The following is a 21,380-nucleotide window of genomic DNA, read 5'->3' as shown; positions in this document are numbered from 1 at the left end:
CTTTACGGGAAAGGGTGGGGAAAGACATGGGGAAAGTAGGATCCGGAATCGTAACCGTGTTCTTCGAGGTACTCTCTGCTCCGTTTAGCCAGCCGCTCCATTTTTAGGGCGCGCTGTCGGCCCCATCCGAAGTCAAGCGGCAAGAGGCCCGGCACCACAGCCTTGAAACAAGAGAATCCGTGTCTGCGAGAAAGCGTTGACGCCACATTCACGGCGATGGGTGAAAAACCCGCCTCCTCGATTCGCCTGACCGTGTCTTCCAGGTCCGACTCAACAGAGTCCCCCGCATCATCTCGGCGAGCCAAAGAGGCTAATGAAACGGGGGGCTGTCCTATGTCTCCTACAGGTGTGGGTGCAGGAGACTCAGCGGCAGCCCACCCTGTCAACCAAGCACGTGCCTCGGGCAACCCAAACAGATCCGCATGATCCTCCACCGTGCGTACGAGAAAAGGGTCCGCAAGCATAGCCTGCAATTCAGTACGACGTTGATCTGCGTGCTCCTCAACGACCTGGAAGTCGGAGGCTGCCTCGACGAGAGCGGAACGCAGGGCGCGTTCAGGGCTCGGATGCGAGCCGGCCCCCAGACAAACTCCCCCGGAGGGAGTGTCGCACACCACTATCACCGTCGGCACGGAGATACCGACCGTGGCATCCAAAAAGCGGATATTGCGCCCAACCAAGCGGAGGCGACGCAGATAGTCGAGAGACTCCGCATCGCAGATTGTCGTTTGGTCAATCACGGGAAGCGGCAGGTTGCCATACCACGCTAGTAGGAACGCGTCACGTTCGATAACCTCGAGAAGCCCGTAAAGCTGTGCTTCTGCGTCCGTTCCACCCACTGCACACCCGTTGGAAGAATCCTGGACATACACAGGCTCATCGATACGGGCTTCAAAATAAACAGTGCGCGTTGGTAAAGCAACCTGGTTGTTGTTGGAGAGATCAACGCCCAGTGTCCAGGCTCCAATCACCGGGTTTGGCAAAGGCCAGTGATCCGGATCTAAACCGAAATCTGACGGGGTGACTGTCCGGACACCTTCGGGAACCATCTTCAGAACCTCATCCGGATCGGGGTCGGCGCAACATATGCGTTCGATACCCTCCACCAGTCCGACATGCATCGAGAGCGATGACGTATCGCAATGGCCTCCCCACGCCCGGATGTAATGAGACTCTTCTCCGTACTGAACGAAAAAACCAGACACTTTGGCAGTAATCAGGGAAGTCGCGTCCTCCGTCGTCGTGGCCGAAAGGACACCGGCAACAGGGTTGGAAAGGTCTTTAAGATCCCCGCTGCGGAAGTAGGAAGCGATCGGCTTGGTCCGGTATTCACTTGGAGTGGTCTCTGCGGGTTCAATTACCTCCCGATGTGCAGCCAGGTTTTTGCAATGGGCGCGGCACACAAAATTCAAGCGATAGATTCCCAAATCGTGGCGCCCAATAGCGACCGATTGACCGGAGTCATGGCCTGGAGCGAAAGCATCCACATAGGCACCCAAGAAGGGATGTCGCGCTTCAGGATGGGACGCCCGTCGCTTAGAAGCAGGAGAACGCAAATGAAAATTGTCCATGTCACGGACCCGGGCCGTGGCACACTCCGGGCATTCTCCCCGTTTGGGCAAGACTACGTACCGATCAGAATCCGCCTGCAGCATTGTCTGTTTCCTATCAGTGGATTGCCGCAACGACGGCTTCTAGGCCGCAGCCAGCCAGTGCATCAGACCTGATTATTCCCAGATAAGCCTCGCTCGATTGGCTTGGAACATCGGCGCCCGATGCGCCATCTGTCCTTTGGTCTTGCAGCAATGCAAGCACGTCGATATCCGGCCAAGCCAGCATCGATTCGGTTTTTGTCCCTTGAGGCAGCTGTTTCAAGGACAATAATTCGATGGCGGCCGCGGCAGCGGCTGCGGACCGTGAGCCCCCGGCGGCTGCATGCCACTGCACGCTTCCTCCGTTTTCCTTCCAGATTGCTGCTACAACAGAGATTCCGGCGGCTTGACCCAAGTCAATGAATGTAAGCGAGGCTTTCGACGGCAATATGTCGAGCAGGAAATCGGTTACAGAGTCCCCCGGACTAAGAGAAAACTGAACACCGTTTGGAGCCTGCGCATACGCGTCGACACGGTATTTAACGGCGGCTTTGTCAATTGCCCGGCGGGCAGCGTCCTCAGCGGTGAGGCCAATACCAACTGCGGAGTTGCTCCCCGCAGGAGCGCCTGCAGCATAGGCACGCGACGGTCGCAGAAACGATTCAGTGAGGATCTGATACTCACGCCCTGACTCGTTCCGCAACGTCGCAACGACGTTATCGGGTTCGAGTCTCGCAACAATGTCCTCATACACCTTGGCAATCGCATCGATACGGGCATCCGCTAACGTCCACAAACTTGCACCGGTCCGTTTGCCTCCCGCCGTTGTGGATACTACGGCTACTTTGAGCGGTAATTGCTTCAATTCAGCATCATCAAACCCAGTCGCAGGCATCGTCACGTCACCGGTCAAATTCCGCCAACCGGGGTATTCGCTTGCTCGTGAGTCGCTGAGCGCCGGTGACAGTACCGCGGGCGCCGGCACGACGTCGGCGGGGCTTACGGTTGCTGGGCTTCGCTCTTCTGAGGGCAGTACGCGGTGGGCCGTGGTCTCTCCGGTAACGACGTTCAGAGCGATGGCACCCTGACTCGTTTCAGCCTCGACTGCGCCTGTAAGTCCTTTGAACGCCTCATAAGACAGCAGAGCTCCGAGCATGCGCTGGACCTGGACCGTGGCTGCACGTCCGGTAAGCGGGTCGAGCCCTTGGTCAGCTGCCAGCAGACAGTCCTCAAGGTCTGTCATACGGCCCGCACGCTGAAGGGCTGTCACGGCATCAGAGCAGTTAGGGTTCGCCTGATTTGGTATGCCCCAGGTATGTGGCAGGGCCCAAAGAGTGTCGCCGTCCGGAACGATTACCAGAAAGCGTTCAGGGTGTGCACGTTCTTGTGCCTGAAACCAGGCTAAGGCTTCAGCTGTCGGGCTCACGATGATGTGATGAGCTGGGCTGAGACCCAGTTCCGTCTCGATGCGGAGACCTGCGGGCAGCGCGCGCGAGGCTGCCGAAACGGGATCAGTGATCAGGTGCACGTTATTGTGGCCGTTAGCCAGGAGATTGCGGGCTATGGTCTCGGTAAGGGCTGATAGCCCGATCAGATGGACCGAGGTCTCTCTAAAACGAGCGAAATCGGCATGCGGAGTGTCCGAATATTGGGCAAGGAAGGCTATTTGTTCGGCATATTCGGTCCGGTCTCTGGCGTCTACCTTGTCGATATCGGTCTGCGAGATCCAGCGCAAAAAGCCCTTTTCCGTGAGCGGACCCAATAGACCCTCTACAGTGGGCCACCGCGATGCGCCTATGGCAGCCTGAAGCTCTCCTCTGCTGACAGTTCCATCCAGGAAAGGAACAAGCCGTTCGAACAGCTGATAGGCTCCTCGTCCCGAGAGCTCAAGAGACGGCCCGGGTGACGAAAGCAGAAGACCGGAATTCGTCTCCGAATAGAAAGTGTCTCGCCTTAAATATGCGCGCGCCTCTGAAGACGATGCCAATGTATTCCCCCAAATACTTGATTTCACGATTACCATCACGAATGGATTATCTCCACCCCTTTGGAATCATCTGCATGGAACTATACACACGATGCACGGTTCACGGAAGGCCTAATTTGGTCCAGCAGCAACGTGCGGATTACGCGTAGATTCTGACGTTTACTGCGCTCAGACAGCATGCGAATTACACCGGGTGAGCGGCCATGAATGCGGCTACCCGGACCCACAAGCTTTAGGGGCTCGTTGATACACGAACGTAAACCATGACCAATCACTAGAGACAACAGCATCTCGGCCCTTAGGGCAGATCGAAGCGTAGAAACCATACCCTTGGTCTGGGGTTGAGTATCCCGACACGGCAAATCCGACGTACTGTTAAATGATCCTCCCCTTCGACCCGGCTAGGCTGGCGCTACATCAATCGTGGGCCCGCCGAGGGCACCACAACGTAATGCCAGCAAGGCGAAAGTCATCAACAGGGGGATCATCCAAGTGAGTGAACCGAATCAGCCGAACAACAATCCCGGACCGTGGAATGCGCCGCAGGGTCCGGGCCAGCAGGCTCCGCAGGGTGGGCCTCAGAGCGGAAGCCCTAACCCCGGCCCTCCGGCCGGACATCCCTACCCCGGCCCCCAGGGCGGCCCCGGCTACGCGGGCCAGACCGGCCAGCCGCAGGGCTACGCATACCCGGGCAGCCCGTACGGCCAGATGGTTCCCGCCGAGGAGCCGGCCCGCCCCAAGCAGGTCAACCTGGCATTCTGGTTCCTGATCGCCAGCGCCGTTCTGGGATTGATCTCGCTGCCAATCGCCATTGCCTACATGAACTCCCCGGAGTACCTCGAGTATCTGGAGACGGTCAGCCGGGACTTGGGGCTGGAAGTTGACTCAGCTTCCCTGTCCGCCGCCATCGCGAGCAGCTCGGCTACCTCGGTAGTGTCCGGCATCATCGGACTGGCTGTCAGGGTGGGGCTTGCCTTCCTCGTTCGGGCGGGCTTCAACTGGGCACGGATCGTCATCACGGTCTTCGCTGTGCTCTCGCTCTTCTCGCTGATCGGTCTGTTTGTGACCGGACCGGTGGTCGGCGTCCTGACCCTCGCAGCAGTTGTGGCAACCATTGCCGCGATCGTCCTGCTGTACATGAAGCCCTCCGGCGAGTATTTCGCACGGAAGAAGGCCTACCGGCAGGCGCAGAAATTTGGCGGCTACCAGGCGTAATACCCACTGACCCCCGGACCGGAGATGGTGCGCCCAGCGCACCAGACATCTCCGCGCCGGGGGTCTTTTGCTGCCCGCGCTGCCCTCTTCGCCCGCCCCAGCGGACCAGACGCTGCTTCCCGTCACGGTGGGCCTGAACGCCGGCAGGGCGGGCTTTCGCTCGGCAGCCTCAAGTAGCAGCAGGCCCGCCGGGTACACCTAGACCGTGATCAGTAGGATCAGGCCCATTGCTCCCGTCAGCAGGACCGCACAGCTTGTCCACAGAACAGCGTGCACATCAGCAGGAAAGCGTTCGGCCGCGATGCCGGTGACCCGCGAGGAGTAACGGCGGCGCTGGGTAAGGTAGATGCCGACGGCGAGGGAGCCTGTCACCGTGATGAGAACGAGAACCCACAGACCGTAGTGCGGAAGCCAGCGCAGAAAAATGAGCGCGGCGGTGAAGAGCGCCATCACGGTCCGGCCCCAGGCCAGCGTGGTGCGTTCGGGCTGCAGCCCGGGATCCTGATGCACAGGGACAGGTCGCCTGCGCATCAGTCCAAGAAAACCAAAATGGCTACAACCGCTGCCGTCGCCGCCCCGACCAGCCCCAGGAGCGGGACGATGAGGGGTACAGGCAACGGTCTTCCGTGCCGCATACTCGATTCCACGGAAATCCACCGCACTGCGGCACCGGCACTGATCAGCATTCCGGTAGCCACCAGGGTTACGGCCAGGACCTTGCGCAGGAGTTCGGGAAAGGCCTCGACGGCGAACGCCTCCAGCGCCAGCCCGCCGGCGAGGAAGCCCAGCGAGGTGCGAATCCAAGCGAGGAAGGTCCGTTCATTGGCCAGTGTGAACCTGGGGTCCGGTTCTGTGCCGCCGGGGAGCACCTTGCGGGTCAGCCAGCCGCGTTCATGGTCCTGCTCGGTCATTGCTCTCCTGCCAGGGGTCTCCGCCCATCGTATGCCGGTGGGGCCAGGGAGGACGAGTCTCCCCCGTTCCCCCCAACACAACGGTTGGAGATGGCCGATTTGATCAGTTTTCCCGGGCAGTCGGAAACTTAACCTTCGGATTCCTCCGTCTCGATACTGATCATCCAGCTGGTGCCGAACCTATCGGTCAGCATGCCGAACAGATCACCCCAGGGTGCCTTTTCCAGCGGCAGGGTCATCTGACCGCCGTCGAGCAGTTTGTCCCAGTAGCCGCGCAGCTGCTCGCCGTCGTCCCCGCTCAGCGAGATGGAGTAGCCGCTGCCCTCATCCAGATTCACGTTGCTGGGGGTGTCCGAGGCCATGAGCACCAGCCCGTTGTCGGTCGTCAGGGCGGAATGCATGATCTTGTTCGCCTCGGAGGGGTCCTCGGCCATGCCCATGTCCGCGAACGTGCTGCTCTCCAGGGTTCCGCCGAAGACGCTCTGGTAAAAAGCCATGGCCTCCCGGGCGTTGTCCCGGAAGCTGAGGTAAGGGTTCATGGTGGTGGCCATAGCGGTCTCCTTGTATTCCGTGGGATGGCAGTAGTTGCAGCTACGCTGCCAGATTAAACGTTGGCACAGGCGGTGAGGAAGACGCCTCCATTGATTCCGCCTTGTAGATCAGATTTCGCCTCGTAGATCGCGATGCTCGCTATTCGTCGTCCAGCACCCGGCATCACGACTTGCACCTCCGACAGAATCGCATATTGGGGAACTAGTTCTGAGACTTCTCATACGGCAGCCCCGTTCGCGACGAGACCGCCCCTACATTGGGTTGCTCGCACGTCGGGCATGATCTCGCGAGTACCCTCGGGCCTACGCAATGACCAGTAGATGGAGCTTTGCACCATCGGAGCGCTGGTTTCCGCAATACCAATCCTATGCGCGCCCCGGCCAGTCCCCACTCAATTCATGGAAGCCGCAGGTCGTCAGCTCACTCCTGTTGGCACACTAAGGACGTCCTCTGACCCGTGCCGTAGTATTTCACTAGGATCAAGGAAAGGGGAGAAATGTCAAAACGACCAGGGGTAGGAAATGAACTCCTCCAACAATTACAACGTTTGCAGGCGAGCGATCGTGCAGCGGCGTTTATCCGATCTGTTTTAGCCCCGCTTTACTCTTCAAGCGTCCTCGAAGGGGTGGTTCAGTTCACAGGGGGAGCGATGCGCCACACAATGTGGGCCGATGCGATTCGGGCATCCCATTTCTCGGTAAATCAACCCCGGAAAGCCCGCGCGATAGATTCACTTCGCGATGCTGCATATATCACCAAAAGGATTGCTGATACTTTGCCGCCTGATTCAATTGCTAGCCGGTGGTCCCTGCGTCTAGAAACGCTGGCCGCATCGCCGGACCTCCAATGCCACAACCCTTCACCAACTCACGATACTGCCTCGGGCCGGGCCCATCTGCTCGAGGTGTTCATGGCTGGCTGGGAGGGCCAGCATGGCAGCATTGAGCACCAAAGAATATGGGCACATGAAGCGGCCGTGGAGTTACTCGCGACACGCCAAAGCATAACGAATGTCATGGGGCGCTTGATGCAGCTTCTATCGTCCGCATCAGTCCTACCCAGATCCGAAGCAATGATTGCTGTACTTTGGCCAACCCCGGAGCCTTACCGTTGCTTACTAGCTTTGGAGGGTACTCGTAAAATCTCCGGCCTTGGCACACATGTATCAGTGCTTGATCCAAATGCGTCACAACTCAATCGGTGGGGCAACGCGAAGTCACGTGCTCTTGGAATGCTCGATAGGATTTCAGCCAATCATAACGATCGTGGGATCGCGCTGATTTCCCCAATCGCTCTAGAAGTATCTGTTGAATCGAACGACAGTCTGTCTGCTGCCTTACTCGCCCGAGAAATGGTTGCTGACGTGCTTGCGCCCCTGGTCGTCCAACATGGAACCTTCCAGCCGAGGTTGAACGAGTTTATCGCTACATACCACGAGGGCACCGAGAGGTTTACAGAGCATGACCTCCGCCCGCGAGACCTTGAGCAGACTACCGCAATGAACCTCTCCTGGTCATCATCATTATTGCCCGCGCTTCGAGTCTGGCAATTGGTAAGAACGGGACCGGGCAAGTTGACGACAGCGGCACTTAGCTGGGTCACTCTAGAGGCTGCAGGACACGAGAATGCTAAGAATTCACAACTCGCAAAGGTCTTGGCACTACACGCCTATCGAACCGAATTTGTGGCTTCCTACAGACGAACCGTAAGTGGAATCCTAAGCCTGCATCAGTCCTCCCGGAAGCTTCAAACACAGGTTGAGGTTCACGCTCGAAAAGCAGAGAGGCTCCTATCTCACAGCCAGAAGACGAACGCCAGAACCCATCTGCTCGAGAAGGCTGAGCATGAACGCGTTAAGTGCATCAGGATTACAGCGGAAGCCGACCACGCAAGACAAACTTTTGGTCTGGCATCCTCCAGCTTAGAGGCATATCTCGGATCTGACATCTCAGGAAATAGTAGGGACCTGCTACTGCGAAAGCCAGATAAATGGCTTGAGATCCTGATTGATACACAGCAAAGTGATAGGACGCCGACGACGAATAATATTCTCTTAGCGCTTCCCCCTGAAGGCAAGCTGAATCTTGAGTGGGCCGGGGCTTTGTTTAGCAACGCGAACGAAGCTGAGAGATTTCTCGTCGGAACTCAGCAACGAATATTGGGCCTACTTAACGCAATGTACGCGGCTCGGAACATGAACCTCCATGCGGGTCTCCACCGTATAGATGGTGCGGAGACAATTGATACCTCATCCGTCGAGATCGTGGGCCGGGTGCTTGAGGTTATCGCCTCTTGGTCGCAGCCCTCTTCGCCTATTCCCCCCACTTTAGATTCAGTTGTCAACGAACTCTCTGATCGATATGAGGCATGCTTGCAAGACCTACGAAACGGAAAGTGCCTCGCCGGGGAATCGGTTTTCGAGCTCACAGGACCAAAACACTCCGCGGCCCAGACACCGGCAGTAGCCTCCCTCGCCAATTAGGAGTTCCGCCTTGTCACAACAGGCCATCATTGCGCGAGTTTTATTTTCACAAAGCAAAGGCAGTGTAGAGTAGTATTTACAAAGTACTTGGGCATGGATTAATTACACCCTTGCGGCGCCATCAGGAGTTAATGACCTTCGGGGATAAGTTTACCCAGGAAGCCACTGCCTAGCTGTAAATCTTATGCAGGTTGTGAACGGCGTGGCAAAGTTAAATAGAGGCGAGGGTCTACAGTCATCCGACCTACGGAGACCCTCGTGACCCACGCTAACGCGCCCATGAGCGAAACCGGACGACTGCGCCTGGCACAAGTTGTTGTCGAGTCCGGATGGCCCTTGCGCCGGGCCGCTGAACGCTTCAGATGCTCGCCGGCAACAGCGAAGAAATGGGCCGACAGATACCGCTCCCGAGGACCGTCGGGGATGCATAATCTTTCCTCGTGGCCATTGTTCTGGCCGTATCAAACACCCGTTCGGACCGAGCGACGGATCGTCACCCTGCCGTTCACCCGGCGATGGGGACCGCGCCGCATCGCTCACCACCTGCACCTGGCCCGGTCCACCGTCGAGAAAGTCCTGCGCCGCGACCGCATGCCCCTGCTTTCGCATCTGGATCAGGCCACCGGATTGCCGGTCCGCTGGCCTAAACCCATCCGTATGAACACACGCTTCCCCCGGGGGCCTGGTACACGTGGACATCAAGAAATTCGGTCGTACCGGACGGCGGCGGACACCGGATGGTGGGCCGGTCCGCCGGAACCCGGAACAAGACCCGCACCGAAGCCAACCGCAGGCCCGGCTATGCCTACCTCCATCACGCAGTGGATGATTACTCCCGGCTGGCCTACTCCGAGATCCACACCGACGAGAAGAAAGACACCGCCGCCGGTTTTAGCAGCGCGCCCGGGAGTTCTTCGACGGGCACGGGATCACCGTTCTGCGGGTGCTCACGGATAACGGTTCCTGCTACCGCTCCAACGCCTTCGCGCAGGCTTTGGGACCGGGCATCAAACACAAATTCGCCCGGCCGTATAGGCCGCAGACCAACGGGAAAGTTGAGCGGTTCACCGCACTCTGGCGACGGAATGGGCGTACGCGAAACCCTATAAGAGCGAAGAAGCCAGGATCGCTAATTACGATGTCTGGCTTCATCACTACAATCATCATCGACCCCATACCGGGATCGAGGGCCTCTCAGCTATCGAGCGCGTTCATAACGTCCGTGAGAGTCACATCTAGCGCGCATTCCGCCGCCGGCTGAACCCGAAGGCCACCGCCGCCAGCAGCACCAGCCCCTTGATGATCTGCTGCCACGCGGCGTCGACGGACAGGATGGACAGGCCCTGGTTCAGCACGCCCATCACGAGTCCGCCGATGACCGCTCCGATCACGGTCCCCACGCCGCCCTGCACCGACGCTCCGCCGATGAACACGGCCGCAATGGCGTCCAGTTCAAACCCGCCGCCGGCGGAAGCCACCGCTCCCCCGGCGCGGGCGGTGCTGACTACGCCGGCCAGCCCGGCCAGGAAGCCCATGTTCACGAAGATGAAGAAGTTCACCCACTGCGTCTTCACCCCGGACATCATGGCCGCGTTCAGGTTCCCGCCCATGGCGTAGATGTGCCGGCCGAAAACGGTCCGGGTCAGCAGGAACGAGTACGCCAGCACCAGCGCCGCCAGGACAATCAGGATGATCGGAGTGCCCCGGTTGTACGCCAGCAGGTAGCACAGGTACATGATGGCCACCACGGCAATGCCGATCTTGAACCAGAAGGACAGGCTCCGCTCACGCGGCAGGCCCAGGCGCTGCAGGTCCGCGCGGGCCTTGAGCTGCTGCATGATGACCGCCACCGAGGCAATGGCCCCGATGCCCAGGGTGATGAGGTCCGGTGTGCCGGTGGTGGGCAGGGTGCCGGAGCCGATCGCGTTGAACGGCCGGGGCAGGCCGCTGACCGTGCCGCCGGTGAGCAGCACAAGGGCCACGCCGCGGAAGATCAGCATCCCGGCCAGCGTCACGATAAAGGCAGGTATCCCCACAAACGCCACCCAGAACCCCTGCCACGCGCCGATCAGGGCGCCGACGGCGAGCGAGAGGACAACGGCGCCCCACCAGGGCAGTCCCCAGTTGTTCATGGACAGCGCCGCCACGGCACCGACCACCGCCACCACCGAGCCCACGGACAGGTCGATGTGCCCGGCGATGATCACCATGACCATGCCGATGGCCAGGATCAGCACGTAGGCGTTCTGCTGGATCAGGTTGGAGACGTTGCCCGGATACAGCAGCCGTCCGCCGGTGAGGACTTGGAAGAGCAGGATGATGACGACGAGCGCGGCGAGGATGCCGTACTGCCGCAGGTCCACGCGGAGACGTTTTTTCGACGTCGCCGTGGGGCGCGGCGGGAGCGGTGCCTTCGCCTGTTCGGGAGTGGTGGTGGTCACGGTGCTTGTACTCCTTGGGGTCGGGCTGCGGTCATGTGCCGCATCAGTTCTTCCTGTGTCGCGTCGGCGCGCTGCACCTCGGCGGTGAGCCGGCCTTCGGCGATCGTGTAGATGCGGTCGGCGAGCCCGATCAGTTCGGGCAGTTCGCTGGAAATGACAATGACGGCTTTGCCCTGCGCCGCCATTTCGTTGATGATTCCGTAGATTTCAAACTTGGCGCCGACGTCGATGCCCCGCGTCGGCTCGTCGAGGATCAGCACTTCGGGACCGGAATAGATCCATTTGCTGAGCACGACTTTCTGCTGGTTCCCGCCGGAGAGGTTTCCGACGAGCGAGGACACGTTGGGTGTCTTGATGTTCATCTGCTGCCGGTAGTCGTCGGCGACGCCGTATTCCCGGTTTCGGTCGATGATGCCCAGCCGCGCGAGTTTCCCCAGGGCAGCGGCCGAAACGTTCACCACCACGCTGCCGATGAGGTTCAGTCCGTAGCGTTTGCGGTCCTCGCTGACGTAGGCAATGCCGTTGCGGATTGCCTCGCCCACGGTCCGGGTGCGGATTTCCTTCCCGTCCTTGTACACCGTGCCGGAGATGCCGCTGCCGTAGGAGCGCCCGAAAATGCTCATCGCCAGTTCGGTGCGGCCGGCGCCCATCAACCCCGCAAAGCCGACAATCTCGCCGGCGCGGACGGAGAAGGACGCGTTGTCCACGACGACGCGGTCCACGTCGATCGGGTGGTACACCGTCCAGTTCTCGACCCGGAATTTCTCCGCGCCGATGTCCGGTTCGCGCGGCGGAAACTGGGAATCCAGCGGCCGGCCCACCATGGCCCGGATGATGCGGGTTTCAATGTCGTCGGTGTCGGCGACCGGGAAGGTTTCGATGGTGCGGCCGTCCCGGATCACGGTGACCGTGTCGGCGATGGCCCGGATCTCGTTGAGCTTGTGGGAAATGATGATCGAAGTGATGCCCTGGTCGCGGAGCTGGGCGATTAGCCCCAGCAGGTGGGCCGAGTCGCCGTCGTTCAGGGCTGCCGTGGGCTCGTCCAGGATCAGGATCTTCACCTTCTTGGACAGCGCCTTGGCAATTTCCACCAGCTGCTGCTTGCCCACGCCCAGCTCGAGGACCTTTGTGGCCGGGCTTTCAACCAGGCCCACCCGCTCCAGCAGCGCTGCGGCCTCCAGATTGGTCCGGTTCCAGTCGATCACTCCGCCGCGGGCCACTTCATTGCCCAGGAAGATGTTCTCGGCGATGGACAGGTACGGGCTCAGCGCCAGCTCCTGGTGGATGATCACGATGCCGTCCCGCTCGCTGTCATTGATCGATCCGTAGCTGACTGCTTTGCCGTCCAGCGTGATGGTGCCCTCGAAGCTGCCGTGCGGGTAAACACCGCTGAGCACCTTCATCAGGGTGGATTTGCCGGCCCCATTTTCGCCGCAGATCGCGTGCACGCCCCCGCGCTCAACGTCCACCGAAACGCCGTCGAGCGCTTTGATGCCGTTGAACTCCTTCACAATCCCGTCCATGGAGAGGATGACGTCATTCATGCCGTTCTCGTTTCGGTACAGGGACAAGCGGGGCGCGGACCTGCCGCGCCCCGCTTGTCCGTAAGGAAGATCGTGAGCCTAGAGTCCGACGTCGCCGGCGCTGACGAAGCCCGAGTCCACCAGCGTGGTCTGCACGTCATCCTTGGTGACCACGAGCGGATCCAGGATGTAGGTGGGAACCACCTTGACCCCGTTGTCGTACGTTTCGGTGTCGTTGACCTCGGGATCCTCCCCGGCCACGAGCGCATCGATCATGGCTTCAACCTGTGCGCCGAGTTCGCGGGTGTCCTTCCAGACCGTCATCGACTGGCGGTCGGTGAGCAGCGCCTTCACATTGGCGGCGTCGGCATCCTGGCCGGTGATGAGCGGCCAGTCGGTTCCGGGCGTGTAGCCGGCACCGTCCAGCGAGGCTTCGATGCCCAGCGCCAGGCTGTCATTGGGCGAGAGCACGACGTCGACCTTGTCACCGCCGGTGTAGAAGGACTGCAGCCGGTTGTCCATCTCGGCCTGCGCGTCCACGGACTGCCAGCCGAGGATGCCGATGGACGTCCATTCGTCATTGCTGGCCGGGGACTTGCCGGAGGGGACCACCAGCTGGCCCTTCTCCACGTAGGGAAGCAGCACGTCCCAGGCGCCGCCGAAGAAGAAGGACGCGTTGTTGTCATCCGGGCTGCCGGCGAAGGGCTCGAGGTTGAACGGGCCCTTGCCCTCGGCCAGTCCGAGCTGCTCTTCGAGGAACTCGCCCTGCAGCTGGCCGACCTTGTAGTTGTCGAACGTGGCGTAGTAGTCCACCGCATCGGTTCCGTTGATCAGGCGGTCGTAGGCAATGACGGTGACGTCCTGCTCCTTGGCGCTCTCCAGGGTGGGGCCGAGGGTTTTGCCGTCAATGGCCGCGACCACGAGGATCTTCGCCCCGCCGGCAACCTGGTTCTGGATCTGGCTGATCTGCTGGTCGGTCTTGTCATCGGCGTACTGCAGGTCCACGCTGCAGCCCTTGGCTTCGAGCTTTTCCTCCAGGCCCTCGCCGTCGTTGATCCACCGCTCCAGGCTGCGGGTGGGCATGGAAATGCCGACGTTGCACTCGGCGGCGTCGCCTTCGCCGCCGGCATCGTTTGAGCCGGCCGGGGCGCAGGCGGACATCCCGGCTGCGAGCCCGAGGGTCAGAAAGAGGGTCGGAACATGCTTGATTCGGGTCATCATTGGGCCTTCGAAAAGGATCCGCCTGCTGCTGGGTCTTGGGCCGTCCGTCGCGGGGGTGCAGGCGGGGCCACGCTGTAGTGCTTGGGCTGGATCGGACGGGTACAACGCTGTAGCGCCACCGGGGACGGAGCGGCCGTCCCGGATTTGCAGGCGGGGACAACAATCCCACCGCGGAGGGCGGCAGGCAAGCATAGTTACCTAATTGCAACCGCAACGGCCCCTGGGTGCGCGTGGTCCTGTTGGCGGGCCCGGGCCTCTGCCTACCCCTCGGCTTGCTCGGCGGCCGGGGCTCCCCCGGTCCCCGGATCCGCTGCCCGGCGGTAGCCGCTCGGCGGCAGGCCCAGAACATCACGGAAGGCTGCGGCGAGGTGGGCATGGTCTGCGTAGCCCAGGTCGGCGGCAACGTCTGCAATGACGGCGCCGGGGTCCGAGCGCAGCCGGTCGGCTGCCTCCTGCAACCGGTAGCGGCGAATCATCGCCAGCGGAGGCAGCCCGACATGGCGCCGGGCCAGCCGCTGCAGGGTGCGGACGGAGACGCCCAGCCGATCCGCGGCCTGATCCACCCGGGTCAGCGACGAATCCGTGCGGATCAGGTCCTCCAGTCGGTTGGCCAGCCGGGCTTCGGCCACCGGAACGGGAATCTTCGTCTGGAGCCAGGACACGACGACGGCGGCGGCGCGGGCGCGGCGGGCGACTCCGCCGTCGTCGTTCCCGTTCTCGTTCTCGTTCCCGTTCCCGTTCCCGTGGGAGTCATTGGCGCCGCCGCCGGTTTGCTCTCCTGTTTCGGAGCCCATCGCGGCGAGGACGGCAGCGTGCAGGTCCGGGGCCAAATACTGAACTTCGGCGTCGCGCAGGGCGCCCGGATCGGAGGTGAAGGCAGGCACCGCGGCAGGCCGCAGCAGCACGCCCACCGCCCAGCCGCTGCCGCGCAGGTTCCGGTGTGAACTGCGGGTGGCCGGACCGGAAAGGCTGATGCCTTCGGGCCCAATGACGAGGTTCAGGGCGGGGAACGGCAGGATGTCCTGCCGCGAGACGACGCCGGCGCCGAGGTTCCATTCCGGAATCCAGAACCAGCGGACGCGGTCTTCCAGCTCGTGCGGCGGAAGCAGGCGGTGGAAGGCGGGCAGCCGTGCCGGATAGAGCAGGCCTCGTTCGTCCACGGTTTCCTCCTTCCCGGGAGGTGGCGATCCGGAGTGCTTGTCGCGAATCTTCAAGCTCGGGCTGCCGGCTTTTCCCTAGCCTGACACCATGACTACTTCAGAGAACACCACAACGTCAGAGTCTGCAGCCCGGGATCAGGGTACCGCGCCCGTTGCGGGCGTCACCGGCGCGCACACCACCAACGGTTTGCCGCACGGCTCCACCAGTCTCACACCGTTTCTGGCCGTTCCGGGAGCCCGCGAAGCCATCGAGTTCTACCGGGACGTTTTCGGTGCCCGGGTGGTCGATGTGACGGAGATGGGCGGCGTCGTCGTGCACGCTGATCTGGACTTCGGCACCGGGAGGCTGCAGCTTGGCGAACCCCATCCCGACTACGGCCTGGCGCCTCCGCCGGCCGGCGACGGTGACTGCTATTCCATGGGCCTGTACTGCTCCAGTGTGGACGACGTCGTCGCCCGCGCCGAAGCGGCAGGCGCCGTGGTCCGGGAACCGCTGGCCACCTTCGTCAGCGGTGACCGGTTCGCCAGCATCCGTGATCCGTTCGGGGTGCGCTGGTCCGTCATGACCCGGGTAGAGGATCTGTCCGAGGAGGAAAGCGCGCGGCGGGTGGCCGAGTGGGCGGCGGAGCAGCAGGGGTAGGCCCTGGGCACGCTCCCCGTCGCGGCAGCTCCTACTGGAAGTCGGCGAGCCAGAGGTCGGGCCCGAACACTTCGTACTGAATGTCCCGGGGCGGGACTCCGCGGGCGATCAGCGAACTGCGGACAGCCTGCATGAACGGCAGGGGCCCGCACAGGTAGTACTCGGCGTCGGCCGGGAGATCCACTGCGCTCAGGTCCATGAAGCCGGTGAACTCGCTGTCCGGCTGCGCGTCGCCGGAGGGTTCCAGGAACCAGGTGAGGGACGAGGCCCGGGACAGCTTGGCCAGATCCGCCTGGACCTGGTCCCGCAGGGCAAAGGAAGCGGCCGAGTTGTCGGCATGCAGCAAGGTCACCTGCCGCAGGGACGCGGACTGGGCGAGGTGGGAAATCATTCCGGCCATGGGTGTGATGCCGATGCCGGCACTGGCGAAAACCACCGGCCGGACGCTGGACTGAAGCACCACGTCACCGAACGGAGCCGAGAGCAGCACCTCATCGCCCACTTCCACCGTGGAGTGCAGCAGGTTGGAGACCTCCCCGTCCGGGGTGGACTGGCCGTGCACGCGCTTGACGGAGAACTGGCGGTGCCGGCCGTCGTCGGCGCGGGTAAGGCTGTATTGGCGCGGCTGGTGGACGCCGTCGAGCATCAGCGCTTTCAGCGAAACGTACTGTCCCGGCAGGGAGGGCAGCACGTCCCGGTCATCGGTGCGTTCGACCACGAAGGTCACGACGTCGTCGGTCTCGCGGATCTTCCGCACCACCCGCCAGGTGCGCCAGACGTCCTCGGGAGCCAGGTCCGCCGCGGAGTACAGGTCCCGTTCCGCATTGATGAGGACGTTGGCCATCAGCCAATAGACCTCATCCCACGCAGCAGCCACCTCGGCGGTGACTGCCTCGCCCAGCACGTCCCCGATGGCCCACATCAGATGGTTGTGGACTACCCCATACTGCTCGGGCCGCAGGCCGAGGGAAACATGCTTGTGGGAAATCCTCGACAGCAAATGGTCCGGCAGTTCATCGGGCTTGTTGACCAGGTAGCCGGCGAATGCCGCCACCGAACCGGCCAGGGCCAGCTGCTGCTTTCCGCCGGCCTGATTTCCCCGGTTAAACAATCCGTCCAGCAGTTCCGGTTTCTCGTTGAACATGTGCGCGTAGAAGCGCCGGGCAATTTCGCCGATATGCTCCCCCACCACGGGCAATGTTGCCTCAATTACCGGGCGGGATGTATCTGACAGCACTTCGGGCTCCTTTGCCGCATTGTTCGTGGACCGTGGAAATTGCCCAGGCCCAAGAGGTTCGGAATCCGCAGCGCATTATCTGCATCAAAGAGACCGCGACCGGAAAACCCGTTTCCGGATATCACAGTACCCTCTGTTCTACGTGTTGTAGAAATTGGGCGGGACGCTACTCCCCGGACGGCTGGCCGCGAACGGCGGACCACTTCTCCCCCAGGGCTGCATCGGCCAGCGGCTGCCAGTTGTTGGTCTGCAGCAGCGAGGCCACGGTGTCCCGGTTGATGTCGAGTTCCTGGCCTTCCGCCGCCACAGTCGGGAAGCAGACCCACAGCACCCCGCCGGGCTCCACGGCAGCGGCGGCGCCGGTCAGATCATGGGCCAGGTCAGCTGCGGTCCCGACAAACAGAATGACGACGTCGGCCGGCATGCGCGCGCCCGGCTCGGCCACAAGCGCCTGCTCGGGCAGGTACGGTGCCACCTCCGGACGGTCCTGCGCGCCGTAAACGGTAACCCGCTGCGCGGCGGCAACACCGAAGGGCTGGGCGGAGGAATCAGCAGAAGACATGGGTGGAACTCCATTTCACGGGCGTGAGGCGGTCTGGGCAGGGATGTCCGGCGGGCACGCCGACCAGCCGGTTGTTCCCATTCTTTCAGGTTCCGGCATCGGTGCAGGTCACGGCGGGTTTCGACCGCGCCGGGAGCTTAGTTCCTCCGCGGGGGACCGCTAAGCCAGCAGCACCCCTACAGCTTCCCGCCGGCACCGGAGGGCGGCGATCCCGCTGGCAACGGCAACCAGGAGCATTGCGCCCATGGACTGCAGCCCGGTGAGGGTGTCCCAGGCCAGGGCAAGCGTCAGGCTGACGCTCACGGCAAGAACTCCCGCCGCGGCCGCGAGTGTCCCCCGGGTGCGCAGAGCGAGCGCGATCAGGGCCAGACCGTAGACCGGGCTGAAGACGAGGTCGAAACCGATCAGGGGAACGGAAAGCACCGCCAGCCCGGTCAGTGCGGCCAGGGCTCCGCGCTGCCGGCGGATGCCGTTGCGGCCCTCGGACGCCGCGGTGAGCAAGTAGGCGCCCAGGATCAGGAGAGCAGGGACGGCACCCCACAGCAGGAAAACCGGATAGGCCGGCGTGAAGGGGCTGCCGATTTCCCGAACCGCAATCCGGAGCACCGACAGCAGCGACCCTGCGGCAGCCGCTGCCAGAAGCGAAGCATCTGCAACCCGGTCGGCTCTGTGCTCGGCGGGGACGGCCGGAACGGACATGTTTGGATCCTCTTCGAGTGGTACGGCGCTTTGGCCGCTTATCCCGAGCACCCTACACGCACCGGAATCCGGTAGGCAGAATATGCGCAGGCGGGACGGCGCCTCCCGTCGGCCCCTCCCCTAAGGGGGCTCCCATGGCACCCTCATCTCCACGCAGCGTGATTGTCACCGGCGGCAGTGGAAGCGCTGACCCTGATTCTGGCCCGAGAACTGCGCGGGGCGGAACATCACGGTCAATGCCGTACCCCCAACGCTTGACCTGCTTCAGTTCCGGCTCAGGCGACGGCACCGGCTCGGATTCACCCTGCGCCCGAGGCCCAGAAATACCATCCCTGAAAAAGGATCCAGATCAGCAGCTGGGCGAGGAGAAGGAAGAATGTCACGGCAGACAGCACAAGTCCGGTGATCGCCGCCGCCGTGGCCATCGACATATTCCTCCTTCCGATAATGAGGGCGGCAACGGCCAGGGCGATCCCCACGGGCCCAACCACAAGCGCCAACCCCAGGGCTGCGATATCCACCACGCACAGTACGCCCGCGACCAGCGAGCCAGCTGCCAGCCATCTCACGGTCTTCACCCGCTGCGGCGGCTGCGGGTAACCGGGAGGATGCGCGTGACCCGGCCGCTGCCGAAAAGTGGCAGGTGCCATTTCAGGGGGTCGAGGCAGCGGCGGATTACCGGGCTGCGGCTGTTGTGAATCCTGCGGATAAGCCGATTCGAACCTGTTGTCCATGTTTCCCCCAAGAGGTGGGTGTGCGCGGCTTCCGGCCTCAGAACGAAGTGATTGCAAGGCCGTCGCAGCGCCGTTTCCTCATTGTCAGCGACACCGGCTGACTTCGGGCAGACAGCTCAACAGTTGGGGATAACTTCCGCCCCTCCTAAACGGGACCCCGGTCCTTCCAACCGGAGGAGCAGAGGGCTGCGCCCGGGCCGGTACCATCGAAGGGGCGAATCTCGCTGTGCGTGTCCCGGCACAGGCACCGCCATCCACCCCCAGCTCCAAGGAATCCAATGCCGTTGAACAAGAAATCACTCACCGGCGACGGGTTTACCGGTTTCCGGCCCATCATGTCTTTGGACGTGAACCGGATTCCGCATCGTCAGGGAATCTTTGTTCTGCTGCGGCCCGCTGAATTTGAACCGCGGTTCCTTGCCGTCAGTACGGCCGGGGTTTTCAAGAAGAAGAACCCTTCCCTGTCGCGTACCGAGCTCTCCGCGGAATGGGTTCCCGACGCGGACGTCCTGTTCATCGGCAAGGCCGGCGCCGGCAGCAAGGGCAACCGCGGGCTCCGCCGCCAGATCTCGGAATTCCTGGATTTCGGCAACGGAAAGCCGCCGGGACACTGGGACGGCCGGTTGATCTGGCAGCTAACTGATGCGGAGGACCTTCTCGTGGCGTGGAAGGAGCTGCCCGCGGAGGAGCTCAACGCAGCCCTGGCTGCGTATCACGCACAGTTCCTCGGGCTACACGGCCGGTTGCCGTTCGCCAACCTTGTACAGGCCCGCACCTAGGGCAGCGACGAGATATCGCGCCAGCCTGCGCGGTGGGGGCCACGGTCGAGGCAGCCGTCTGGGCGGCGCACCTACCGGCGCACCTTCCGGCCGCGGACGCAGCAGGAGCCCGGGATAAAAGTCCCGAGCTCCTGCCGGTGCGAGTGCAGAAGAAGGCTAGGGGGTGGTTTTCACCCGGTCAACCGCATCCCCGCACCGTTCGCGGTTCACGCTCCTCCCGGTGCTCGGCGGGCAAATCCTGTTGCCTGCTCGAAGGCCCGTGCCACCTGCAGCAGGACAAAATCTTCCCCGTGGTTCATCACCATCTGCAGCCCTACCGGCAAACCCCCGCTGCTGAACCCTGCGGGCATCGACAATGCGGGCAGCCCCGTCGCCGAAATCAGGCAGGCTGAACGCATCCAGTCCAGATATGTCGTCAGCTCCTCGCCGTTGATACTGGTTGGATAGCGCAGCTCCGCGTCGAAGGGCAGGACCTGCGCGGCGGGCGCCAGCAGAATGTCATACCGGCCAAAGAATTCCTGAACCGACAGATGCAATCGGGTCCGCGCCGCGGCAGTGTCAACCACATCCTGTCCGGTCAGGGACCAGCCCTGTTCCACGTTCCAGCGGATCTCGGGTTTGATGCTCTCGGGGTGCTCCCGCACCGTGTCCCCGAGCATCTGGACGAATTCCAGGGCGCGCACGTTCCTGAACACTGTGTCTGCATCCTGAAGATCAGGGCAGGCCTGTTCCACCCTCGCGCCGAGTTCCTCAAACACTGCCAGTTGGGCTTCAAGCACCTTGAGCACTTCCCGATCCACCGGAACGCCCAGCCCGAAGTCCGGCGTCCAGCCGACCCGCAGGCCGGACAAATCCCGCACCAGCGGCCGGGCAAAATCCTCGGCCCGGACCGCACTCTTTGACGGTTCGGCCGGATGCGGGCCGGCCACCGCGGTCAGCATCAGTGCTATGTCCGCGACATCCCGGGCCATTGGCCCGCTGCGGCCCAGCCAGCCCCACAGGTCCCGGACGGGCCACGCCGGAACCACGCCGGCCGAGGGCCGGAAACCCACCACATTGCAGAACGACGCCGGTATGCGCAACGATCCGCCCATGTCGCTGCCGTCGCTGACCGTTTGGATCCTGGCCGCCAGCGCCGCCGCTGCCCCGCCGCTGCTGCCGCCGGCGCTCAGGTCCGGAGCATAGGGGTTGGTGGTGGTTCCGAAGACCTCGTTGAAGGTGTGCGACCCGGCGGCGAATTCCGGCACGTTGGTTTTGCCGGTCGTCACCGCCCCGGCTGCCTTCAGCCGCGCGATGATCAGGTCATCGGCGTCGGGTATGAAGTCCCGGAACAGCGGCGAACCCTGAGTGGTGCGCATCCCCTTGGTGTTGTGCGTGTCCTTGTGGGTCATGGGCAATCCGTGCAGCGGCGGCAGCGGGTGGTCGCCGGCGGACGCGGTGACCTGGTCGGCAGCCGCTGCACGGTCGCGGGCGCCCTCCGGGTCGAGCGTGACCACTGCGTTGATGGCCGGGTTCACCTCGGCGATCTGGTCCAGATGTGCGTCCAGGGCTTCGCGGGCCGAGACCTTCCGGGAGCGGATCGCAGCGGTGAGTTCCACAGCGGTCAGGGACTGCAGCTCCCGGGATGATGCCGACAGAGCCACGG

At 62.6% G+C, this 21,380-nt stretch carries 18 protein-coding genes and 1 pseudogene; 5 read left to right on the top strand and 14 right to left on the bottom strand.

Going from position 1 to position 21,380, the window contains the following annotated elements; genetic code table 11:
- Nucleotides 1-2 precede the first annotated feature (2 nt).
- Both WKB88_RS15995 and WKB88_RS15990 read right to left on the bottom strand, forming a co-directional pair.
- A complete protein-coding gene (locus WKB88_RS15995) occupies nt 3-1,571 on the bottom strand; it encodes a YcaO-like family protein (protein ID WP_341395543.1) in 1,569 nt (522 codons plus the stop codon).
- A gap of 97 nt (nt 1,572-1,668) precedes the next feature.
- Nucleotides 1,669-3,618 carry a hypothetical protein gene (locus WKB88_RS15990; protein WP_341395542.1) on the bottom strand — a complete coding sequence of 650 codons (1,950 nt, stop codon included), beginning with the start codon at nt 3,616-3,618 and terminating at the stop codon, nt 1,669-1,671.
- A 453-nt stretch (nt 3,619-4,071) separates the two neighbouring features.
- Between WKB88_RS15990 and WKB88_RS15985 the strand changes: the two genes are divergently transcribed.
- On the top strand, nt 4,072-4,794 hold the full coding sequence (locus tag WKB88_RS15985) for a hypothetical protein (protein ID WP_341395541.1): 723 nt from the start codon (nt 4,072-4,074) through the stop codon (nt 4,792-4,794).
- Nucleotides 4,795-4,992: 198 nt separating this feature from the next.
- On the opposite strand, the gene WKB88_RS15980 is transcribed toward WKB88_RS15985, so the two are convergent.
- The 3 genes from WKB88_RS15980 to WKB88_RS15970 form a co-directional block, all read right to left on the bottom strand.
- The gene (locus WKB88_RS15980) at nt 4,993-5,304 is read right to left on the bottom strand and encodes a DUF202 domain-containing protein (RefSeq protein ID WP_341395540.1); all 312 of its coding nucleotides are present in this window, start codon (nt 5,302-5,304) and stop codon (nt 4,993-4,995) included.
- A gap of 20 nt (nt 5,305-5,324) precedes the next feature.
- Nucleotides 5,325-5,705: a YidH family protein gene (locus WKB88_RS15975; protein WP_341395539.1), complete on the bottom strand. Its 381-nt coding sequence runs from the start codon at nt 5,703-5,705 to the stop codon at nt 5,325-5,327.
- 128 nt (nt 5,706-5,833) lie between these two features.
- Nucleotides 5,834-6,256, bottom strand: coding sequence for a VOC family protein (locus WKB88_RS15970; RefSeq protein ID WP_341395538.1), 423 nt, complete (start codon nt 6,254-6,256; stop codon nt 5,834-5,836).
- A 1,352-nt stretch (nt 6,257-7,608) separates the two neighbouring features.
- Here WKB88_RS15970 and WKB88_RS15965 point away from each other — a divergent pair.
- Nucleotides 7,609-8,739, top strand: coding sequence for a hypothetical protein (locus tag WKB88_RS15965; RefSeq protein ID WP_341395537.1), 1,131 nt, complete (start codon nt 7,609-7,611; stop codon nt 8,737-8,739).
- A 258-nt stretch (nt 8,740-8,997) separates the two neighbouring features.
- Nucleotides 8,998-9,978: pseudogene (locus WKB88_RS15960) on the top strand (IS481 family transposase).
- On the opposite strand, the gene mmsB reads toward WKB88_RS15960, so the two are convergent.
- From mmsB to WKB88_RS15940, 4 genes are all read right to left on the bottom strand, one after another.
- A complete protein-coding gene (gene mmsB / locus WKB88_RS15955) occupies nt 9,975-11,180 on the bottom strand; it encodes a multiple monosaccharide ABC transporter permease (RefSeq protein ID WP_445818942.1) in 1,206 nt (401 codons plus the stop codon). The pseudogene WKB88_RS15960 and the gene mmsB overlap by 4 nt on opposite strands.
- Nucleotides 11,177-12,724, bottom strand: coding sequence for a multiple monosaccharide ABC transporter ATP-binding protein (gene mmsA, locus WKB88_RS15950; protein WP_341395536.1), 1,548 nt, complete (start codon nt 12,722-12,724; stop codon nt 11,177-11,179). The genes mmsB and mmsA overlap by 4 nt, the downstream gene beginning before the upstream one ends.
- Before the next feature lie 78 nt (nt 12,725-12,802).
- Complete coding sequence (gene chvE, locus WKB88_RS15945; protein WP_341395535.1) at nt 12,803-13,924, bottom strand: multiple monosaccharide ABC transporter substrate-binding protein; 1,122 nt, start codon at nt 13,922-13,924, stop codon at nt 12,803-12,805.
- Between the two features lie 260 nt (nt 13,925-14,184).
- Nucleotides 14,185-15,084, bottom strand: coding sequence for a helix-turn-helix domain-containing protein (locus WKB88_RS15940; protein WP_341395534.1), 900 nt, complete (start codon nt 15,082-15,084; stop codon nt 14,185-14,187).
- A gap of 88 nt (nt 15,085-15,172) precedes the next feature.
- Between WKB88_RS15940 and WKB88_RS15935 the strand changes: the two genes are divergently transcribed.
- Entirely contained in the window at nt 15,173-15,724 is a 552-nt protein-coding gene (locus tag WKB88_RS15935) for a VOC family protein (protein WP_341395533.1), read from the top strand.
- Nucleotides 15,725-15,755: 31 nt separating this feature from the next.
- Here the strand turns inward: WKB88_RS15935 and WKB88_RS15930 are convergent, their stop codons facing one another.
- The 4 genes from WKB88_RS15930 to WKB88_RS15915 all read right to left on the bottom strand — a co-directional run bounded on the left by WKB88_RS15930 (nt 15,756) and on the right by WKB88_RS15915 (nt 18,791).
- Nucleotides 15,756-16,961, bottom strand: coding sequence for a globin domain-containing protein (locus WKB88_RS15930; RefSeq protein WP_341395532.1), 1,206 nt, complete (start codon nt 16,959-16,961; stop codon nt 15,756-15,758).
- Between the two features lie 166 nt (nt 16,962-17,127).
- On the bottom strand, nt 17,128-17,523 hold the full coding sequence (locus WKB88_RS15925; protein ID WP_341395531.1) for a hypothetical protein: 396 nt from the start codon (nt 17,521-17,523) through the stop codon (nt 17,128-17,130).
- A 159-nt stretch (nt 17,524-17,682) separates the two neighbouring features.
- The gene (locus WKB88_RS15920) at nt 17,683-18,222 is read right to left on the bottom strand and encodes a hypothetical protein (RefSeq protein WP_341395530.1); all 540 of its coding nucleotides are present in this window, start codon (nt 18,220-18,222) and stop codon (nt 17,683-17,685) included.
- A gap of 299 nt (nt 18,223-18,521) precedes the next feature.
- Nucleotides 18,522-18,791 (bottom strand): hypothetical protein, encoded by a 270-nt coding sequence (locus tag WKB88_RS15915; protein WP_341395529.1) that lies wholly within the window; start codon nt 18,789-18,791, stop codon nt 18,522-18,524.
- Between the two features lie 443 nt (nt 18,792-19,234).
- On the opposite strand from WKB88_RS15915, the gene WKB88_RS15910 reads away from it, so the two are divergent.
- Entirely contained in the window at nt 19,235-19,735 is a 501-nt protein-coding gene (locus tag WKB88_RS15910; RefSeq protein ID WP_341395528.1) for a hypothetical protein, read from the top strand.
- A gap of 206 nt (nt 19,736-19,941) precedes the next feature.
- On the opposite strand, the gene WKB88_RS15905 is transcribed toward WKB88_RS15910, so the two are convergent.
- The gene (locus WKB88_RS15905; protein WP_341395527.1) at nt 19,942-21,378 is read right to left on the bottom strand and encodes an amidase; all 1,437 of its coding nucleotides are present in this window, start codon (nt 21,376-21,378) and stop codon (nt 19,942-19,944) included.
- Nucleotides 21,379-21,380 lie beyond the last annotated feature (2 nt).

Source organism: Arthrobacter sp. G119Y2, from assembly GCF_038069765.1.
Lineage (GTDB): Bacteria > Actinomycetota > Actinomycetes > Actinomycetales > Micrococcaceae > Arthrobacter_B.
The sequence above is the reverse complement of the archived record's forward strand: the minus strand, read 5'-3'. Positions and strand labels throughout refer to the sequence as shown.

Bases quoted from the DNA above. Each gene is read 5' to 3' on its own strand.
- WKB88_RS15995 (WP_341395543.1), bottom strand. From the start codon at position 1,571: ATGGACAATTTTCATTTGCGTTCTCCTGCTTCTAAGCGACGGGCGTCC.
- WKB88_RS15975 (WP_341395539.1), bottom strand. From the start codon at position 5,705: ATGACCGAGCAGGACCATGAACGCGGCTGGCTGACCCGCAAGGTGCTC.
- WKB88_RS15970 (WP_341395538.1), bottom strand. From the start codon at position 6,256: ATGGCCACCACCATGAACCCTTACCTCAGCTTCCGGGACAACGCCCGG.
- WKB88_RS15965 (WP_341395537.1), top strand. From the start codon at position 7,609: ATGGTTGCTGACGTGCTTGCGCCCCTGGTCGTCCAACATGGAACCTTC.
- mmsA (WP_341395536.1), bottom strand. From the start codon at position 12,724: ATGAATGACGTCATCCTCTCCATGGACGGGATTGTGAAGGAGTTCAAC.
- chvE (WP_341395535.1), bottom strand. From the start codon at position 13,924: ATGATGACCCGAATCAAGCATGTTCCGACCCTCTTTCTGACCCTCGGG.
- WKB88_RS15935 (WP_341395533.1), top strand. From the start codon at position 15,173: ATGACTACTTCAGAGAACACCACAACGTCAGAGTCTGCAGCCCGGGAT.
- WKB88_RS15925 (WP_341395531.1), bottom strand. From the start codon at position 17,523: ATGTCTTCTGCTGATTCCTCCGCCCAGCCCTTCGGTGTTGCCGCCGCG.
- WKB88_RS15920 (WP_341395530.1), bottom strand. From the start codon at position 18,222: ATGTCCGTTCCGGCCGTCCCCGCCGAGCACAGAGCCGACCGGGTTGCA.
- WKB88_RS15910 (WP_341395528.1), top strand. From the start codon at position 19,235: ATGCCGTTGAACAAGAAATCACTCACCGGCGACGGGTTTACCGGTTTC.